Annotated in this window: 18 protein-coding genes; 6 read left to right on the top strand and 12 right to left on the bottom strand. The window is 42.9% G+C overall.

The annotated features are described in order from the left end of the window. From KP803_RS06385 to KP803_RS06375, 3 genes are read left to right on the top strand one after another with little or no spacing between them, the layout of a single operon-like run. Positions 1-1716, top strand: a complete 1716-nt coding sequence (locus tag KP803_RS06385; RefSeq protein ID WP_248008013.1) for an ABC transporter permease — start codon at positions 1-3, stop codon at positions 1714-1716. Next, entirely contained in the window at positions 1676-2323 is a 648-nt protein-coding gene (locus tag KP803_RS06380; protein WP_248008012.1) for an ATP-binding cassette domain-containing protein, read from the top strand. Before KP803_RS06385 ends, KP803_RS06380 begins: the two co-directional genes overlap by 41 nt. Beyond that, complete coding sequence (locus KP803_RS06375) at positions 2316-2945, top strand: CDP-alcohol phosphatidyltransferase family protein (RefSeq protein ID WP_248008011.1); 630 nt, start codon at positions 2316-2318, stop codon at positions 2943-2945. The genes KP803_RS06380 and KP803_RS06375 overlap by 8 nt, the downstream gene beginning before the upstream one ends. Before the next feature lie 35 nt (positions 2946-2980). On the opposite strand, the gene KP803_RS06370 is transcribed toward KP803_RS06375, so the two are convergent. From KP803_RS06370 to KP803_RS06355, 4 genes are all read right to left on the bottom strand, one after another. Beyond that, positions 2981-3913, bottom strand: coding sequence for a class I SAM-dependent methyltransferase (locus KP803_RS06370; RefSeq protein ID WP_248008010.1), 933 nt, complete (start codon positions 3911-3913; stop codon positions 2981-2983). A gap of 13 nt (positions 3914-3926) precedes the next feature. Beyond that, positions 3927-4625, bottom strand: coding sequence for a TIGR01621 family pseudouridine synthase (locus KP803_RS06365; RefSeq protein ID WP_248008009.1), 699 nt, complete (start codon positions 4623-4625; stop codon positions 3927-3929). Positions 4626-4740: 115 nt separating this feature from the next. Then, the gene (locus KP803_RS06360; protein ID WP_248008008.1) at positions 4741-6351 is read right to left on the bottom strand and encodes a methyl-accepting chemotaxis protein; all 1611 of its coding nucleotides are present in this window, start codon (positions 6349-6351) and stop codon (positions 4741-4743) included. A 210-nt stretch (positions 6352-6561) separates the two neighbouring features. Then, positions 6562-7992 (bottom strand): sodium-dependent transporter, encoded by a 1431-nt coding sequence (locus KP803_RS06355; RefSeq protein ID WP_248008007.1) that lies wholly within the window; start codon positions 7990-7992, stop codon positions 6562-6564. Positions 7993-8381: 389 nt separating this feature from the next. Between KP803_RS06355 and cls the strand changes: the two genes are divergently transcribed. Both cls and KP803_RS06345 read left to right on the top strand, forming a co-directional pair. Further along, positions 8382-9836 (top strand): cardiolipin synthase, encoded by a 1455-nt coding sequence (cls, locus tag KP803_RS06350; protein ID WP_248008006.1) that lies wholly within the window; start codon positions 8382-8384, stop codon positions 9834-9836. A gap of 102 nt (positions 9837-9938) precedes the next feature. Then, complete coding sequence (locus KP803_RS06345) at positions 9939-11138, top strand: cystathionine beta-lyase (RefSeq protein WP_248008005.1); 1200 nt, start codon at positions 9939-9941, stop codon at positions 11136-11138. 73 nt (positions 11139-11211) lie between these two features. Here KP803_RS06345 and KP803_RS06340 read toward each other — a convergent pair whose 3' ends face one another. From KP803_RS06340 to pspA, 8 genes are all read right to left on the bottom strand, one after another. After that, a complete protein-coding gene (locus tag KP803_RS06340) occupies positions 11212-11673 on the bottom strand; it encodes a globin family protein (RefSeq protein WP_248008004.1) in 462 nt (153 codons plus the stop codon). Positions 11674-11737: 64 nt separating this feature from the next. Further along, positions 11738-12304, bottom strand: a complete 567-nt coding sequence (locus KP803_RS06335) for a DNA-3-methyladenine glycosylase I (protein WP_248008003.1) — start codon at positions 12302-12304, stop codon at positions 11738-11740. Positions 12305-12429: 125 nt separating this feature from the next. Next, positions 12430-15537 (bottom strand): efflux RND transporter permease subunit, encoded by a 3108-nt coding sequence (locus tag KP803_RS06330; RefSeq protein ID WP_248008002.1) that lies wholly within the window; start codon positions 15535-15537, stop codon positions 12430-12432. Continuing rightward, positions 15530-16615 carry an efflux RND transporter periplasmic adaptor subunit gene (locus KP803_RS06325; protein ID WP_248008001.1) on the bottom strand — a complete coding sequence of 362 codons (1086 nt, stop codon included), beginning with the start codon at positions 16613-16615 and terminating at the stop codon, positions 15530-15532. The genes KP803_RS06330 and KP803_RS06325 overlap by 8 nt, the downstream gene beginning before the upstream one ends. A 1-nt stretch (position 16616) precedes the next feature. Continuing rightward, entirely contained in the window at positions 16617-17648 is a 1032-nt protein-coding gene (locus KP803_RS06320) for an efflux RND transporter periplasmic adaptor subunit (protein WP_248008000.1), read from the bottom strand. 148 nt (positions 17649-17796) lie between these two features. Next, positions 17797-18186: an envelope stress response membrane protein PspC gene (gene pspC, locus KP803_RS06315; RefSeq protein WP_248008108.1), complete on the bottom strand. Its 390-nt coding sequence runs from the start codon at positions 18184-18186 to the stop codon at positions 17797-17799. Further along, positions 18179-18412 carry an envelope stress response membrane protein PspB gene (gene pspB / locus KP803_RS06310; protein ID WP_248007999.1) on the bottom strand — a complete coding sequence of 78 codons (234 nt, stop codon included), beginning with the start codon at positions 18410-18412 and terminating at the stop codon, positions 18179-18181. The genes pspC and pspB overlap by 8 nt, the downstream gene beginning before the upstream one ends. 9 nt (positions 18413-18421) lie before the next feature. Beyond that, a complete protein-coding gene (gene pspA / locus KP803_RS06305) occupies positions 18422-19090 on the bottom strand; it encodes a phage shock protein PspA (RefSeq protein ID WP_248007998.1) in 669 nt (222 codons plus the stop codon). Positions 19091-19331: 241 nt separating this feature from the next. Between pspA and pspF the strand changes: the two genes are divergently transcribed. After that, positions 19332-20411, top strand: a complete 1080-nt coding sequence (gene pspF, locus KP803_RS06300; protein ID WP_248007997.1) for a phage shock protein operon transcriptional activator — start codon at positions 19332-19334, stop codon at positions 20409-20411. The last annotated feature ends 23 nt before the right edge of the window (positions 20412-20434 follow it).

The raw sequence follows: 20434 nt of genomic DNA, 5'->3' as shown, positions 1-20434 counted from the left end.
ATGTTAAGAGCGCTGTATCCTTTTATCATCCTCATCTGTTTTGCCCCCACTATTCCCGGAATAGTGGGGCTTCTCTCTTCATCTCTTGGTTACCTTCCCGCTATCAACATGCATACGCTATCGTGGGATGGATTTAACTTAGTATTTGAATGGCACGGCGTTTGGCAATCCATTGGGCTGTCTCTTTTTTCTTCCATGTTTAGCAGCTATGTCGCTTTGTTGCTGACCTTTGGCATTTTACTCTCTTGTTGGGGATCGAGGCATTGGAATAAGGTCGAGCTTGCGCTTTCACCGCTTCTAGCCCTTCCTCACGTCGCATTCGCAATCGGTTTTGCTTTTTTGTTCGCGCCGACAGGCCTACTATCCCGAACCTTATTTAGCGCTTTTGGTTATAACGCTAACCACCAATCCGTTAATGACCTGCCTATACTCATTAATGACCCCTATGCCCTTGGGCTTGTCGTTATGCTGGTGCTCAAAGAGATCCCTTTTCTCCTACTAATGAGTATGGCAATTCTAAAACAACTGAACATTCAGAAAATCGAAAAGGTCGCGTCGTCTCTAGGCTATAACCGTACTCAAATGTGGTGGAAAGTCGTCTTTCCACAATGGTTGAATAAAATGCGTTTTCCTATTCTTGCCGTTATCGCTTATAGCCTATCTGTTGTTGATATTGCCTTAATCATTGGACCGACAAACCCACCTACTTTCGCGGTACTCGTTTGGCAATGGTTCAGCGAGCCTGAATTAACGTTGTTACCTAGAGCGGCGGCTGGTGCCATGGTGCTATTTTTATTAGCATCCCTATTAATGGTTACGGCTCGACTAATAGAATGGCTGCTCATTCAAGGGATGCGATCGTGGCAAGTATCGGGACGCTACGGTAGAGCCATTGCAGGACGCGCTACTTTAGCCTCTGTAATTTTTGTTTCTATTATAATTTTTCCATTAATGATGGTCTGGAGTTTCGCTCAACGTTGGCGCTTCCCTGATTTAATTCCAAGCCAATTCACCATAAGGTACTGGCAATATGAGTGGTCAGCACTATTTAGCAATATACAACATAGCCTTTCTCTTGCTATCGCCAGCGCATCGATTGCCCTTATCTTGGCTATCGTAGCTCACGAGTATCGACTTAAACATCGTTGGGCACTTCCGGATTATTTAATAGCGCTTCCCATGTTACTGCCTCAATTGTCTATTCTGTTTGGCATTCAAGTTGCGACGCTCTATATCAACCAAAGTAGCTACTACTTATGGACGTTATGGGCTCACGTGTTCTTTGCTTTTCCATTTGTCTATTTAGCACTTGATGGCCCTTGGCGAAGCTACGATATGAATTTAACTAAGTCAGCGCTCAGTCTAGGCAAAAGTCCATTGCTCGTTTGGTGGAAAATCAAAATGCCAATACTGTCTTTAAGCATCGCGTTTGCTTGGGCGATTGGTGCTAGTGTCAGCCTTGCTCAGTACTTACCGACACTCATGCTGGGTGGGGGGCGAATATCCACCATCACAACTGAAGCCGTTGCTCTGTCGAGTGGTTTTGACAGACGTGTCACCGCTATCTATGCACTTTGGCAAGCTATCTTACCGCTGTTAATTTTTTCCTTTGCTATCGCTATAGGCCGACTGAACCTTCGCTCTCGACAACTTTCTATTAAGGGTCTAATTACTAATGAGTCTTTGCCTCAAAAACCTTTCCATTCACAACCGTAACGGTGACTCACTGTTTCCGTCTTTGACTATTTCAATAGACAATGGCGAGATAGTTACTCTTATGGGGCCAAGTGGATGCGGTAAATCGACACTACTCGATCTGATTGCGGGCCACCTTGCTGATGATTTTGAATACAGTGGAGAGTTGTCTCTAAATGACGTCGATATTTCTAAGCTAGAGGCCCATAAACGTCAAGTCGGTATTTTGTTTCAAGATGACCTGTTATTCCCACATCTCAATATATGGGAGAACTTAGCTTTCGCACTGCCGAATGAAGTAAAAGGAAAACAAAGAAAGCTAAAAGCGATGGAGGCACTTAAAGCAATCTCTCTATCTAAGATTGCTGACTCTTTCCCGCAACAAATATCTGGCGGTCAGCGCGCCCGTATCAGTCTAACTCGCATGCTACTTGCAAAGCCAAAGCTGGCACTGCTCGACGAACCTTTTAGTAAATTAGATAAAGAGCTACGAAGCCAGTTTCGTGACTGGGTAGCCGCAGAGCTTAAAGCGGCCAACATACCAGCCTTAATGGTCACTCACGACAAAGAAGATATGCCTATAAATGGTAGAGTATTAAACTGGCCTTGGAGTGGTAATCATGCTTGATCGAATTAGTATAAAGGTCATTCGTTGGCCTCTCGCCAAAGTTGCAACAGGATTAGACGCTCTGGGTCTTACAGCCAATCAAATTACCCTGTTTGGTTTTGTGATGGGTTGTTTAGCTTTACCAGCTCTTGTGCTTGAACAATACACATGGGCACTATTTTTCATCTTACTCAATCGTAGTTGTGACGGTTTGGATGGCGCACTTGCTAGAATCCAAGGCATCTCCGATGCGGGTGGCTTTCTAGACATTAGCCTAGATTTTATTTTCTACTCGCTGATCCCCTTTGGCTTTGTGTTAGCCAATCCAGATCAAAATGCCATTGCTGGCGCGTTTCTAATTTTTACGTTTGTCGGAACGGGAACAAGCTTTTTAGCCTTTGCTGTAATGGCAGGGAAACAAGGTATTGAGAACCCCGTTTATAAGCATAAGTCTTTGTATTATATGAGCGGGTTAACCGAAGGAACTGAAACGATAGGGTGCTTCATACTGTTCTGTTTATTCCCTATGCACTTTGCAATTATTGCTTATTTATTTGCTGCTGCCTGCTGGTTTACCACCGCCACCCGTATCTATTCGGGGTTTCAAACCTTGAAAGCCACACATAAAAAAGTAGAGCCTTAAAGCTCTACTTTTGGTTAATTCATAATGAAATAGGATTACTTAAAGACTAACGCTTTCAAGCTCGCTTCAGGATCGGTATCAATAAACTCTGGTGGATTATCCAAGCGGTACTGGAAGCTCAAAGAAGGCGCTTCTTCTTTCATGCTATCGATTAAAAACTCACTATGAACAACCGGAGAGTTGACGCAAGCCAACACTTCGCCACCTTCAGTCAGTAGGTCTGGCAATCGACGAAGAATCTTTTTGTAGTCTTTGGTTAATGCAAAGCTGCCTTTTTGGAATGATGGCGGATCAATAATGATGAGGTCGTATTGCCCCATCTTTTTAATCTTGCCCCATGACTTAAAGATGTCGTGTCCTAGGTAGTTCACTTTACGGGAATCATGCTCATTTAACTTGTGGTTCTCTCTTCCTTTGCTCAGTGAAGACTTAGCCATGTCAACGTTAACCACTTTATCAGCGCCACCTTCAACCGCAGCGACAGAAAAACCGCAAGTGTAGGCAAATAGATTTAGTACGTTCTTTCCTTCAGCTCGCTCTTTAACCCAATCACGACCTAACCGCATATCAAGGAATAAACCAAAGTTCTGGTTGCGGCCAATATCGAGTTGGTATTTCAAACCATTTTCTTCAACAACTGGGCGCGTATTTAGCTCACCAATTAACACTTCAGACGGAGCACCTTCTGCATAGCGGTGTTGAATAACGATACAACTACCCTGCTTTTCTAGCCAGCAGCTAAGGTTTGTTAATTTGATAAGGCCATCTTTTAGCTCTGAAAGAAACGTTTCATCGACCTCTTTAAATAGATTGACGATCATTTGTCCTTGCAGCCAATCACACGTTAGCTGTTCAAGCCCTGGCCAGTGATGTCCTCGACCATGAAACAGACGTCGAAGCTCATTGGGAACCTGGTCTAGTTCTGATTCGATATGTTCAAAAAACAGGGGTAATTGAGATGCTACCATTTCTTATTCTTCTCTATGATTTGTTAAGTTTAGGCCAAGCTAAAGTGTGAGGTTCTAGCCAAACGTCAATGCCTTCACTGACCTGCTGCTCTTGCCATTTGCAGCCTAACGCTGGGTAATCACGAGGGTCACAAATAAACTGATGTTTCTCGTGATTAAATGAGAATCCAATTGCAAATGCATGAAGATACCCACGATCGGCGTCGCTGCTTGGGCTATATATCGGATCACCTACGATACTCGAGCCTATCGAGTTCAATGCGACTCTTATTTGATGCGTTTTTCCAGTATGAGGCTTGCATAAAAACAACCTCTCGCCAGGTGTCGCTGACAAAGAAATAAACTGAGTGATGGCAGGGTTGTTTTGCGACTTAATCAGCTTCCAACTAGAACGGCGAGAACGCTCCATATCACCGCTAATGAGGCCTTGTTTTTTCTTAGGCTTCTTAGTTCCTATGGATAAATAGTATTTCTCTACATCGCGATTCGCAAATGCCTGAGATAGACGACTTGCAGCTTCATGGTTACGCGCCAACAGTAGAATACCCGACGTCATTTTATCTAAACGATGCACTAGGTAGAGCTGGCTATCACCACTCACTTTCGCTACTTCTTGAAGCAGCATGGTATCTCCATCATCTTTATGTACCGATACATTGGGGTGTTTATTGATCACTAAAAAGTCAGGGGATGTATGAAGAATATCGAACATGAGTGCGCTCCGTTATAGAGCGAAGGAGTATACCGTTTCTTAGTAGATATTCCACTCTCCTACCTATTCAACATCACCAAATAACTATCGATTCGAATAGGTAGGAGAATCTGATTTATGACAGCTTGAATTTACTGATCAGTTGCTCAAGCTCTGTAACACGGGTATTCAGACCACTGGTACTTTCCGAGCTTCGATTTGCCAGCGCTAATGATTGCTCTGAAATATCACTGATAGCGGTAATATCAGCGGCAATTTCTTTCGTTACCGCAGTTTGTTCTTCTGCCGCCGTTGCTATCGAATTGACCATGCTCTGCACATTTGCCGCTCCTGATACAATTTCTTCCAGCGCTGTCACCGCACCGGAGCTTTGTTTTACCCCTATTTCAACAAGCTGACAATTCTCTTCGGTAAAGGTTACTGCCTCTTTCGTACCCGATTGAATCGACTGAATGATGCCAGAAACCTCTTGAGTCGCGTTTGTGGTTCTTTCAGCAAGTGCTCTCACTTCATCCGCAACTACTGCAAACCCTCGGCCAAATTCACCAGCACGGGCCGCTTCTATCGCTGCATTTAAGGCTAACAAATTGGTTTGCTCTGCGATGTCTTCGATAACCTTGATAACGCTTCCTATTTGCTCACCATGCGATCCAAGTGTATTCATCTGGGTCGACATGTCACTCATTTGGTTTGAGACTTGTTGGATACTCTCCACCATCTCAACGATCACACTTCGTCCTTCCTCAGCGGATTTTTCAGACCTTTGTGCTTCCTCAAAGGTTGAGTTCCCTTGCTGAGCGACTTCCGAAATAGTCAAACTTAACTCTTCAGCAGCCGTGGCGATTAATGATGCCTTATCGGCTTGAGATGACGCGCCTGAGACAATATCGTTACTTATCTGGAAGAGATCAGAAGTGACCATTTTGACTTCCGTACTAACAGTAGAGATTGAACCCAGCAAACTCACTAAAGAGGCTTGCATTTTATTGACTGATTTCGCCAAGTTACCAAGCTCATCGCTCGATGCGTCTTCAATTTCCGCGGCAGTTAAGTCTCCATTCGCCACTCTAACCGCGACTTCATCTAGGCGCGTTAAACGAGTCGTAATCGAATGTGACAAAAAGTAGGCAACAGCAGATGAAGATAAGATGGCAATAATGGTGAGAATAAAAATGGTGCTATTGATTGCAGTGAATGAATCATTAAGTGTAAGTAAAGCTTTTTCAGCTTCTGCACTTTCAGACAATGACGCTTCATCCAACAAGTTTTCTACCATGACAAGGTGCTTATCATAGAGTTGATCAAGCTCTCGAAACAGTGCGTCAGAGTCTTGCGAAGGATTAACTTGGGGTAGTACGTTTCGCTCAAACTCACTGGTGTAAAGGTTAAACAATGCCTCTATTTTTTTTAAACGTTCATTATCTACTGCACTGCTTTTCTCTAATGCGACAATTTTCGTATATGCGTCTCTAAATTCGGTTTTATTAGATTCATAATCACGTCTAGCACCGGGGGTATTAGCCACTATCTTAAGTGAATCTCGGTACACATCACCGACTTCATCTATCAATATTAAATAAAGCTCAACGCCTGGGACATCGTCTACACGTATTTCTGTCGCGACATCGTGTGACTCTTCAACTTCCCACCAAATGACCCCCATCGCGATCATAACAACGGCTAAAATACTGGCAAATCCACTGTATAACTTGTTTCTTACCGACATATAACTCCCCTTACCTATTAGGCAAATCGACACAATTAAATACGGCAAGAGAAACAGCCGTTGCATCCTGATGCTGTGTTATTGGCTCTTAGCTTGGTAAGTATGGGAGATATTTAAGAAAGTGAGAGAATAAAAAAGGCGAGAAACTCATAAGTTTCTCGCCTTTACAATAATTATCGTTAGTCGGTATATACTAAGTTATTGATCTATTTATAGCTTCTTAGAGATAATACCTGAAACAGCTATCACACCAAGACCAACCAACATGATTTCACCTTTTCCAGATTCAAATCCAGAGTAAACGCCTGCAATCGCAACGATTGCTACAGCAAAAGGAATCACGTATTTAACTAGGTTGTACCAAAGACCGAACAGTGGGAACTTGATGTCGCCATCGTTAGTGATCTCTTTCTCAAGCTCTTCACGATTTAGTCTCCAACCAGCGAAGATACACACAAGCATACCGCCAACCGCTAGGAAGATCTTATCAGTTAGTAGGTCGAATACATCAAATGCACCCGTACCGAACAGTTGTGGACCTAGACCACCTAGAGAGATAGAAGAGAACACACATAGTACGCCCATTACTGTTGCAGCAAGAGCTACAGCTGTCGAACGCTTCAAGCCTTTCTCATCAATCAGGTACGATACAACAACTTCCAGTAGAGATACTGAAGACGTTAGAGCCGCAACACTTAGGCCAACGAAGAACATCAGAGCGAACATTAGGCCAATAGCGCCCATTTCAGCGAATAGCTGAGGAACAACAACGAAGACTAGACCCGGACCAGCAGCAGGTGCCATGCCGAATGCGAACATTGCAGGGAACATTGCTAGACCAGCAAGGATGGCAACACTGGTATCCATTGCTGTTACCATTGCAGTCGTTTGAACTAGGTTCTCTTTTTTCTTCAGGTAGCTACCGTATGTGATCATACAACCCATACCTAAACTTAGTGAGAAGAACGCTTGACCTAGCGCCGCTAGAACTACACCACTATCCACTTGAGAGAAGTCAGGTTTAAATAGGAACTCTAGACCTGCGCTTGCACCCGGAAGCATCATACCTTTGATAGATACGATGATAAGGATAATGAACAGCATAGGCATTAGAACTTTACCCGCTTTCTCGATACCACCAGAGATACCGCGAGCAACAATGGCGATATTCAATAGTAGGTAAAGACCCATCCACATAAGTGGTTCAATTGGGTTAGAGATAAAGCTACCAAAGCTATCACCGATAGCTTCTGGTGCACTCAATAGTCCCGTTGCCAGTTTGTAGATATAAGCAATTGCCCAACCACCTACAACTGGATAGAAACCCATGATCAATAGACCACTGAATACCCCAATAACGCCGACGAACGACCAACGGCGGTCGGTTTTCTTAAACGCACCTACTGCAGAAACGCCTGTCTTACGACCAACAGCGAATTCAGTCAGCATTACACTAAAACCAATAAAAATAACAAACAGTAGATAAATAAGAACGAACGCACCGCCGCCACTTTCACCTGCTGTATACGGGAATTTCCAAATGTTACCTAAACCTACAGCTGAGCCAGCTGCGGCCATTACGAATCCAAGTTTCGAACCCCAGGTATCACGGGGTTGTGTGGTTGTACTGCTAGTCGCCACGGTGTATCTCCAAAATTTATGTTGTGTTTATCTGAGCTGCATCTGTGTACTTATTTGCATCGTGCACTGGGCGTCTAAAGGGTTGAGTGTAAATACAAACTGTAAAGTTTACCTTACACCTTATAGTGTTTTAGTGACGCTCATGTATGGTAAGTAAACCAGTTTACGATTAAAATTGAAACCCCGCATAGTATATATTTCGGTCAAACCTCAATATTTCCAGTTCATTTGTTTCATTTATGTACAAATCGTTACATTCACAGCTAGAAAATATGACTATCTAGCAATTATCTACTGTTACTAATTTCATATATATCGAATAATCCGTTCCTAAATCGCTCGATTCCCATTACTATCCTAATTCCACCTTTTTACTTTTGTCTGCCTATATGGATAAGTTCTACCACTTCCTTACTCTAGTAAGTATCGGGCTTTATTGGTTTCTAGTTGCCGGGGTCACGCTACGAATAGTACTTAAAAGAAGAGCCGTTAGTGTTTCTTTAGCATGGCTAATGATCATCTACATCGTCCCTGTTGTTGGTGTCGGTTGTTATTTCCTTTTTGGCGAGCTCAATCTAGGTCGAAAACGAGCAGAAAGAGCAAGAGAGATGTTTGGCCCATTTCAGCAATGGTTTAGGCAGCTGAATCATTGTCAAGCCCACATACCCGATGCCTTGGGTGGTCACATATCTAAAATTGATGACCTTTGTAATAATCGAATGAGTATTCCGGCCCTTAGTGGTAATTCTCTTTCATTACAAAACTCTACTGACGAAATCCTACGCTCCATTATTCAAGATATCGAAAAAGCCGAGCACAGTATCAGCATGGTATTTTATATTTGGCACCCTGGCGGTCTTGCAGATTCAGTAGCGAGCGCTCTGATTCAAGCTTCCAAACGAGGAGTAAAAGTTAAACTACTGCTCGATTCAGCAGGTAGCCCACGATTTTTCAGGAGTTCGTGGTACCAAATGATGAAGAACTCTGGTATCGAAGTCGTTCAAGCATTAGAAGTGAGTCCTTGGCGTATTTTCTTACGTCGACTCGATCTTCGTCAACATAGAAAAATTATTGTTATTGATGATGCTATTGCTTATACCGGTTCGATGAACCTTGTCGACCCTGCTTATTTCAAACAGAACTCAGATGTAGGCCAATGGATAGATATCATGGTTCGAATTACTGGACCTACCGTAAATGTTTTGTCCGCCATTCATAGTTGGGATTGGGAAGTTGAAACGGGTCAGCGCCACTTGCCTAAACTCCCAGAGTGCCAGATCGATCCTTCCGAACAACAGCACCCAATTCAAGTTGTTCCGTCAGGTCCAGGTATGCCAGAAAACTTGATTTTACAAGTTCTCGCACTCGCTATGCACCAAGCAAACCACTCTGTAAAAATAACCACACCCTACTTTGTACCAAGTAATGACTTACTAGAAACGATTAAGTTAACGGCTCAACGTGGCGTCGCAGTGGATATTATTATCCCTCATAAGAATGACTCCTTAATGGTAAAATGGGCATCAAGAGCTTTTTATGGTGACCTTCTTTCCGCAGGTGTAAAAATTCACGAGTTTCATGGTGGACTACTTCATACGAAATCGGTCGTTATCGATGACCACTTCTGCCTTGTTGGAACCGTTAATATGGATATGCGTAGTTTGTGGCTTAACTTCGAAGTTACCTTGGCAGTAGAAGACCAAGCCTTCACACAAGAAATGCTCTGGCTACAACAACAATACATCGATCAGTCTTACCCAGTGAATAAAGAACAATGGAAATCACGCCCGATTCGTCACCGTTTTTTAGAAAGGGCCTTCTTTTTATTCAACCCACTTTTATGACAAAAAAACTTCTTTACATATAAATGCCTTCAAGGGGTTGAAACTAACCACAACTCCATGCTTTAAATAGGTATATCTCAAGTTAGTAGACAAGGAAATTCTATGTCGGAAGGCAAAAAGACTCGGCTGATCACGGCCGGACGTGATAAAAAGTGGACCAATGGTGTGGTTAACCCACCCGTTCAAAGAGCATCAACTATCGTTTTTGATACTGTGGCCGAAAAGAATGCCGCTATGCTAAAACGCGCTGATAAAACTCTTTTTTATGGTCGCCGTGGGACCAACACACACTTTGCATTCCAAGACGCGATGGTCGAACTCGAAGGCGGAGCAGGCTGTGCACTATATCCATGTGGTACTGCCGCCATTTCGAACGCAATATTGTCATTTATTGAAACGGGTGATCATATCTTAATGGTCGATACCTGTTACGAACCTACACGAGACTTTTGTGACTCGATCATGAAGAAAATGGGCGTTGAGACCACCTATTATGATCCAATGATTGGGGAAGGTCTCCGAGATCTTATCAAGCCAAATACTAAAATTTTGTTCACCGAGTCACCTGGCTCAGTCACAATGGAAGTACAAGATATCCCTACCTTGTCTCGAATTGCACACGAGAACGAGATTATCGTTATGCTCGATAATACATGGGCGGCTGGTGTGAACTTCTCTCCGTTTGATTTTGGTGTCGACATTTCTATTCAAGCCGCAACTAAGTACATTGTTGGCCACTCTGATGTCATGCTAGGAACTGCTGTTGCAACAGAAAAGTACTGGCCTCAATTAAGAGAGCAAAGTTACCTTATGGGGCAGTGTGTCTCTCCTGATGATGCGTATTTAGGTTTACGTGGTATTCGTACTCTCGATGTTAGGCTTAGCCAACACGCGGAAAATAGTTTAAAAGTCGCTAAGTGGCTAGAAACGCGCCCAGAAGTGGACCATGTCCGTCACCCTGCCCTAGAAAGCTGTCCTGGACATGAGTTTTTCGCTAGGGACTTCACTGGTGGCAATGGCTTGTTTTCTTTCGTTTTAAAAGAGTCTCACCCTAAAGCAACAACAGAGCTGCTTGATGGAATGAACCATTTCAGCATGGGTTATTCGTGGGGTGGATTTGAAAGCTTAATTTTAGCCAATGAACCAAGGAGCTTTAATAGCCTTAGAACCGTCGCTAACCCTAACTTCTCAGGTACGCTTATTCGTGTTCATATCGGGTTAGAAGATGTTGACGATCTTATCGCAGACCTAGACTCTGGCCTTGAAAGATATAATGAGGCTGTCAAAACCACCTCTAAATAATAACGATTAATAGATTAAAAAATGCCAATCCTCATTGGCATTTTTTAATTCTAAACTCACTAAGCCGTATGTTTTATTTCCGATTGTAGGATTTGGTGTTTTTGTAGGTATTTGAATCATAATCTGGATAGGCTGCACTTCTCATTACCGTTGCAATCGTGTGATATATTTTCACCCAAGCATTACGGGTTCGATCATCAAAGCTATCGCCCAAACCTGTCTTTAATGTATAAATCAGAGCGTTACCCACCGGTGTATAATCATCCGCTTTAACCCCGTAACTTACATGCTGTACAGCAAGGTTTTGCAGCACTGGGACTAACGACTCAAGGTTATCTAACCCTTTTACCGCAACACCTAACGTGCTCATTAACTTACGTCCTTGAGTGCTCATGTCGCCTTTAAATAACACTTTTAACGAAGGGTCATACTCAAACAGCTTTGCATAAAATATCTCCGCTGCTTTATCTGCAATTGGCGCAACTTTAGCAAAGCTATCTTGTATTAATTTCTTTTCAATAACCGTAATAGACATATTACTCCCTAATCTTTGACGTTCTAGATTAATAGTAGAACGTCAATGTAGACTCGCCCAACTTTTATTGATTCGTAAAGTATTTTGGGCAATCAATAAGATGATCATTAACCATGCCAGTGGCTTGCATAAATGCATAGCAAATAGTTTCCCCAACAAATTTAAAGCCTTTCTTTTTTAAAAATTTGCTCATCTCTTTCGATATTTTTGTCGAAGCAGGGACTTGATCCATCGAAGACCAGCTATTAATGACTGGACGATCACCCACAAACTGCCACAAGGCGATAGATAGACTTCCAAACTCTTTCTGTAGCTCTATTGCAGCCCGAGCATTACCGTATACCGACGCAATTTTTCCTTTATGCCTAACAATGTCAAAGTTTTCGATTATGTTAGGTACATCCGTTTCATCTAACTTAGCCAGTTTCTCCAAATCATAATTCAGAAAAGCCAAGCGATAACCTTCTCGTTTCTTTAATATTGTAATCCAGCTCAATCCTGCTTGAGCCCCTTCTAACGTTAAAAACTCAAATAGGGTTTGATCATCATAAACAGGCACGCCCCACTCACTATCGTGGTAGGAACGCTCCAATGGGTGTTTCATCGCCCATGCACATGTTGTTTCCGTCATATTCTTTCTCCTTAAAAGTGAGCCGTAACATGAAAGGTGTGCTTCACCTAGAAAACGCCCCTGAATTATCAGAGGCGTTTCCACAGAGTTAAAACCTGTAATCACTTGTGATTGAAATAGGCCTGTTACTGCTGTGGTATTTTCAGACCGTGGAACAGTCTGTATAAAACAGGAACCACGATAAGAGTTAACACCGTTGCAAACCCCAAACCAAACATGATGGTAACCGCCATTGGCTTAAAGAAAATATCCGGCAATAGCGGAATCATACCCAATATGGTTGTAATTGCTGCCATACACACAGGTCGAACACGACTTAGCGCAGCATCGACTACCGCCACATAAGGCTCTTTACCCGATTTCATTTCAATCTCAATTTGATCGAGAAGAACAATCCCGTTTTTCAACAGCATTCCAGAGAGACTTAAGAAACCCAATAGAGCCATAAAACCAAACGGTGTATTTAAGGCAAGGAGACCCGTAGTAACCCCCATAATAGCAAGAGGCACCGTTAACCAGACAATGAGAGGTTCCTTCACAGAGTTAAATAGGAACACTGTGATTAAGAACATAAATAGGTAACCCAATGGCATTGTAGTAAAGAGTGACTCTTGTGCATCTCGAGAAGACTCATACTCTCCGCCCCATTCTAAAGAGTAACCCGGTGGCATCTCAATCGCGTCAATTTGTGGCATTAAGCGTTTTTGTAACGTCGATGCCGTTTCCTCACCAAGTAAGTCTGGATCAGCAAATACCGTTAAAACACGCTTGCGATTTTTACGGACGATAATAGGGTCTTCCCATTGAAGTTCATAACCAAGAGTAACCTGCTGCAATGGAATATATTCGCTAAGTACAGGACTCCACATCTTCATCCCTTCAATATTACGAATATCGACCCGTTCTCCTTCTGGCAATCGTGCAATGATAGGCATCAACGTTGTACCATCACGATAGACACCCACTGACTTACCAGAGAAAGACATCGATAGGAAATCATCAACATCAGATTTAGTGATACCGTAACGTCTTGCTTGGCTCTCGTTAAACTGAGGCTCTAACACCTTTGTTCTTTCACGCCAATCGTGACGAATATTCGTCGCATTAGGATCGTCCTTCATTACATCAACAATTTGAGAGGCAATACCTCTTAAAATCGTCGGGTCTGAACCAATTACTCGAGCTTCAATCTTAGCGCCCCCGCCTGGGCCTAATTCAATCTGCTTAAGCTTATAGTTCACTTCTGGAAAGTTCTCTTCCACGTGAACTCTAAACTTCGCCATTAAATCATGTAAGGCGGCATAGTCGTCTACTCGGGTTGTAATCTCTCCATAGCCAGCGTAACTCTTCTCGGGCGCATACGTCAGCATGAAACGCTGCAAGCCTTTACCAGCCGTAGTAGTGACGTGCTCCACGTGGTTTTGCTCTGAAATCCACGTTTCTAACGCCTTGAGCTTCGTATTCGTCGCCCTAATATCGGTCCCTTCTGGTAGCCAAATATCAGCTTGGAACATTGGTGTAATCGACGATGGGAAAAATGACTGTTTTACTAAGGTAAATCCATACAAGCTTACCCCTAGGCCAACCACTAAAACGATAACCGTTAACCACGCTCGGTTCATACAAAACTGTAAGAAGTTTTTGTAGATGACGAACACAGCCCCTTTATACGGGTCACTATCATCACCGCCTTCTGGCTGCTTTTGTCCTTTAAAGAACATATCAGCAAAGAAAGGAGTAAGAGATATAGCCGTAAACCAACTGAGCATCAAAGAAATGAGAAGCACCGTAAACAGTGTTCCACAATATTCACCAGTGGCATCTTCTGATAACCCAATTGGTGCAAACGCGGTAACAGCAATAACAGTGGCGCCTAGTAAGGGCCATTTCGTTTGAGTAACGATATCTGTTGCGGCTTGTGTCCGAGTTCGCCCTTTTTGTGTTCCTATTAGTATCCCTTCAACGACGACAATGGCATTATCCACCAGCATCCCTAGTGCGATAACCAGTGCCCCCAGTGAGATTCGTTGTAGGTCGATTTTGAAGTACTGCATGAAGATGAAGGTACCAAATACCGTCAACAACAAGATGAGGCCGATCAGTAATCCAGAACGTAAGCCCATGAAGAATAGTAGAACGATAATAACGATGGCAACGGCTTGTCCTAAACTCACGACGAAGCCGCTTACTGACTTATCGACTTCTTTAGGTTGGCTATAAACTTCAGATATCTCAATACCAATTGGCTGCTGAAACTTCAACTCAGCTAAACGTCTATCAAAACGCTCACCCACTTCAACAACGTTCACACCACTAGCAAATGAAACGCCAACATTTAGCGCTAAATCACCGTTAAAACTAATAATGTTACTTGGAACTTCCTGATAACCACGTGTTATTTCAGCGACATCCCGTAAATAAATAAGCCCAGAAGCGCCGCTTTCATTAATGATCAGATCCCCAAGCTGATCAACATTTTCAAACTCGCCTGTGGGATGTATTCGAATATATTCATCGCCAATTCTCACGGCTCCAGCGTCAGAGACTAGGTTCTGTGTGGCAAGCAAATTAAATACGGTTGTCGGCGCGAGGCCAAGGCTGCTCAACCTTTTCATTGATATTTCAATAAAAACTTGTTCTTGTTGCTGCCCTGATACTGAAATTTTACTAACACCATCGATTAGTTCGAGTTCACGCCTTAAGTAATCGACATAATCCAATAGCTGCTTATATTCGTAACCGTCACCAGTAATCGCAAGTAAAATTCCATAGACATCGCCAAAGTCATCGATGACTTTAGGAGTACCAACACCCGGAGACAAAGAACCAGCTGTGTCGTTCACTTTCCGTCTTAGTTCATCCCATATCTGAGGGAGATCATCTGGACCATAGTTGTTTTTCATCGTCACCGTGATCTGCGAGAGGCCTCGACTCGATATTGAGTTAACTTCATCAACATAAGTCAGCTGTTGAATCACTTTCTCAAGGGGATAAGTCACTTCCTCTTCCACTTGCTGTGGGGTTGCTCCTGGATATTGAGTCACAACCATCGCATCTTTGATTGTAAACGCAGGGTCTTCTAATCGCCCCAAACCAAAGAACGCTGACACCCCCCCTATCAAAAAAATCAAAGCAATCATCCAGCTGATCACTCGGTTCTTTATAAAATAGACGGCAATGCCTTTCTCTTCAGCATCATTGGCTTGTGGAAGAGTGTTATTAGAATCATTCATTAACGGCTACCTCTGAAATCACTTCCACTTTCATTCCTTCTTTCAAATTAGAAAGCCCAGCTACAACAACGACATTACTACTATCAACGCCATCCAATACCTTAAAAGAATCAGATAACGCTTTTCCTAACACCACTTTTTGCTTTCTAACCGTATTATCTTGGTTAAGTACCCAAACATATTTATTGGCTTGATCTAAACTGTCGCCATCCGCATTAAATACCGCTTCAATTGGCACCGTTGCGCCACCAGCTAATCCTCGTCCAATGGTTGTTCCTCTTGCGGTTACCTCAACGGCCATACCATCAAGAATAAACTCATCATCAGGCATCGGTAGTGAAAGCGTCACTGTATATGTCCCTGTGGCTGGATCCGGCTCTGTCGTAAACTCTTTCACCTGTGCAGGGTAAGTATTACCACTTGGCACACGAACAATAGTTTGAATAGCATCAGCCATATTCCTTGTCGGCTGACTAACGTACAAGCGATCTGGAAGTTGAATCAAAACTTCGACGCTATCGACACTATGAATATTAACGATCTGTTGCCCAACTTGAATATTTTCAAACTGATCAATACTGACTCGTGAGATAATTCCATCAACAGGGGCTTCGAGTTTCGTAAATGAGAGCCTTAGCTTAGCGAGTTCCAGCTCTGATAATGCAATCATGCGTTGCGCTGCTATTTCGTCAAACTGGGACTTTGCTAGTAAACCTTTTTTAACAAGAGGCTTTGAACGGCGGAACTGGCTATTAATAACCGAATAGCGCGCAGACGCGTTATCGACCTCTAGCTGATAGTCTGTTGGGTCAATTTGAGCAATAACTTGACCTTTTTTGACTTGATCACCTTCTTTAACCAATAAGTGACTTATCTCTCCACTAACTCGGAAACTCAAATGAGAGCGTTCCGCTGCATTTGCGATGGCTGGAAAATATAAACTATCTCTAACTTGTCTAACGGATAAATCGGCAACCTTTACTCGAGCGGTGGTTTGGACTGACTCCACAGGAGCCTTACCACAAGCGGTCAACAAAACGGCTAACGCTAAGAGACCAACACTTAAAGACTGTTTCATATTAAAGCCCCCTTTCCTTAACCCACTCACGAACTTTGATGCCAGCTTCGATGCCACCAACCCCTGATATAACTATCTGGTCTCCATCATTCAAACCTGATAACACTTGCTGCTGTTCGTTGAGTTTAATCACCACTTTTTCAATCGCTCCTTTAGAGCCAACTCGCCAAACATTTGAGTTTCCATTTTCTTCAAACAACGCTGATGAAGGAATTTTGGTTGCATTCCCTGCATCTACCGTTGCATGAACACTGCCCGCCATTCCAGGTAAAATACCGGTATCTTCTGGTCGCTCCATCACCATGGTGACTTTATATGAACCTGTTTTTGGATCAGCTTCTGTATCAATCTCTTGGAAAAGCAGTGGGTAGCTCGCTTCAGGGAAAGCATCAAATGTCATCGTTACCGTCGGGTTACGATTTTGAGCAAAGCGATTAAGCAGATGATCGGGAAGTTGAAAGACGACTTTTAATAACTGATTCGTTTGAATATTCATGACGCCAACTTTATCGCCAACAAATTCAAAATTTTGCGCAGGAAGTAACGATATGGTTCCATCATACGGAGCGAGTAATTTGGTGTAATTTAGGTTCGCATTCGCTTGGGACAGGACCGCAATGGCGGAGTTATGATTCGCTTTCGCTTGGTCAAACTCTTGCTCTGAAACCACTTTATCTTTATGAAGCTTTTTATAACGTTCGTATTGAACATCAGCCAGTAGAAATTTAGCTTTTGCTTGTTTGGCCAGTAGGGCATATTCATCGGGGTTTAGGGAGGCTAATTGATCGCCTTTATTCACCATTTGACCGGCATTAACGTCAATAGTTTGCAATTGACCTGGCACTCTAAAGGTTAAAACGGCTTTATCGCCAGCCTCACTTGTCGCAGGAAAACTACGTTCAAACTGATTATTCCCTACCGATACGGTGAATAGCTTTGCAGGGCGAGACTCGGGTTCCGGTACGGGAGGAAGATCTTTACCACAACCGGTTAAAATTGCACTAAAGACAACTAGATGTGCAAACTTTTTCATGCGCTCAATCCATTTGTATCATTTAGTTACAAAGATAGATTAATGCTAGCCTTCAATCCAGTTAATATTAAGTTAATTATTTGAATTTAAATGAATAGAGAGCGACATTTGATGCCGCTCTCATTCTTGAGCCAAATAACTAAGTTCATTAGAGGTTTTTAAATTCACGGTTAACTTTAAACGCTTCAGATGTCACGTAAGCTTCCATTTTTTCCAATTTCCCGCCCATTGAATCAAAATCCTTCTCCAGTGTTTTAAGCAGTTCACTGGCTGACTGACCTTGCTGCCAAGGCTTACTTTTTAGTTTGTGTTCTTGCTTAGCTTTCAAATCTTCACTGTAGTTGAACGGCTGTTTCTCGAGCATTAGAGTCATCGCGACATAAGCTAAGATAACCAAAAAGCTACCGCCGAGTAACGCCGCCGAAATCACCAAAATTCGAACCAACCACACTTCAACACTGAAATAGTTCGCAAGCCCAGCACAAACACCAGTCAGTTTACTATTCTGTGTATCTCTGAATAACTCTCGATTAGTCATACGACGATCTCCAGTTTGGCGACTCTGCATCGAGTATTCTCTCTAATGTCACAACTCGTGACTGAAGCTTTTCCGCTTGCTCAGATAAGTTTTGTACCCGTTGATTGTCTTCCCTAGATAACCCGTTACCAGAATTACGCTTGCCTCGATAATGTAAAAACAACCATAGTGGTGCAACAAAGATTAAGAAGACCATTAATGGTCCTGCAATCAAAAACGATGACATAGTTTTCTCCTATTCCTTATCTTTTAGTTGTTGCTTCAGTTTATCTAGCTCTTGCTCTATTTCATCTTGTGCTTGAAGCTCTGCAAACTCTTGATCCAGAGATTTCGCATTACCACTTTTCGCATAAACATCCGCCTCTGCCTCAAGCTCATCTACCTTACGCGAATACTGTTCAAATTTCGCCATCGCTTCGTGAGTTCGACTTGTATGCAGATGTTTTTGCACGTCACGTCGACTTGTTGCGGTTTGATTTCGAATAGCAAGGGCTTGTTGCTTTCCTCGGGTTTCGAGGATCTTGCTCTCGAGCTTACCGACCTCTCCACCAAGCTTTTCAATTGTGTCTTCCACAAGTACTCGCTCTGTTTGAAGGCCTTTCATCATATCTTGTAGCTTTTGTTTTTCAATTAACGCTGCTCTTGCAAGATCTTCACGCTGCTTAGTTATAGCAAGTGTCGCTTTTTGCTGCCAATCGAGTATCTGATCTTCCATCGACTCAATTTTACGTACTAAATCTTTCTTATCAGCCAATGCTCTAGCAGAATTAGTTCTCACTTCTACTAAGGTGTCTTCCATCTCCTGAATAATGAGGCGAATCATTTTTTCAGGATCTTCAGCCTTGTCGAGTAACGAGCTAATGTTTGAATTGACGATATCTGCGAAACGAGAAAAAACACCCATGATAAATCTCCTATTAAACGATTGAAGTGCGCGACTTTTCACGCAATGACTCTTTTACTGTGTAAATAGATAACCAAGATGCGTGCCAACTTTTAAATACTAATAATCAATTACTTAACGAAACGCCAATCAATTCTCTAACTGTGTTATGATGAAAATAACCTACAGTTGGTAATTTTAACCTAATCTTTAAAGCTATGATCACCAACCAATGCAATGCGCTATCAACGGAGCCTACTCTATGCGTCAGAATTTGATCGGCGAATCTCCTGCTTTTCTTTCCGTACTGGACAAAGTCTCTCGCCTTGCTCCGATAGAAAGGCCTGTATTGATTATCGGAGAACGAGGGACTGGTAAGGAATTAATTGCTCAGCGGTTGCATTATCTGTCTAAACGATGGGAGCAAAGCTTAGTCTCTTTAAACTGCGCCACTCTTAGTGAAGGACTGATCGATTCCGAACTTTTTGGGCACGAGTCTGGCTCATTTACAGGCGCTAAGGGCCGTCATCAAGGGCGATTTGAACGAGCTGAAGGTGGAACTCTATTTTTAGATGAGTTAGCGACAGCTCCATTATCCGTCCAAGAGAAATTACTTCGCGTCATTGAATATGGACAATATGAACGAGTGGGCGGACAAAAAACACTGAATGCCAATGTCCGGTTAGTTTGCGCCACCAACGCGAATCTCCCTCAGTTGGCGAAGCAAAACAAGTTTCGAGCAGACCTATTAGATAGGCTAGCCTTCGATGTCATTCACATCCCACCACTTCGAGAGCGAAAGGAAGATATCCCGCTATTAGCTGAACATTACGCAATAAAAATGTGTCGAGAGCTTGAGCTTGAATATTTTGCAGGGTTTACCGAGAATGCAATGGAGCAACTGATTACGTACCCTTGGTTAGGAAATATAAGGGAACTTAAAAACGTTATCGAACGCGCTATTTACCAGCAAAATTCAGTTGAAGAGCCAATTGACTCCTTAATCTTTAATCCATTTGAAAACACCTGGGACGAAATCGACTCACCCTCGAACCTATCAAGTCCCGCTAACCAAACTCCCCCACTCTCAGATGACAATTTAAGTGTGACTACCAGCAGTCATGGACCGTTCGAAAAACCTGAAGACACCAGGAGTCTCTTGGTTGATTTCCCGATTGACTATAAGCAGTGGCAAGAGAAGCAAGATATTGACTTGTTAACATTGGCCCTAAAGGAAGCGCAATACAACCAACGTAAAGCGGCTGACTTATTAGGCTTGAGCTATCATCAATTAAGGGGCATGGTTCGAAAATACGACCTTATTGGACAAAATGAACAATAACCTCCTGGATTCAACTGTTTTCA

Origin of the sequence: Vibrio amylolyticus, from assembly GCF_023145695.1 — a bacterium.
Classification (GTDB): Bacteria; Pseudomonadota; Gammaproteobacteria; order Enterobacterales; family Vibrionaceae; genus Vibrio; species Vibrio amylolyticus.
The sequence above is the reverse complement of the archived record's forward strand: the minus strand, read 5'-3'. Positions and strand labels throughout refer to the sequence as shown.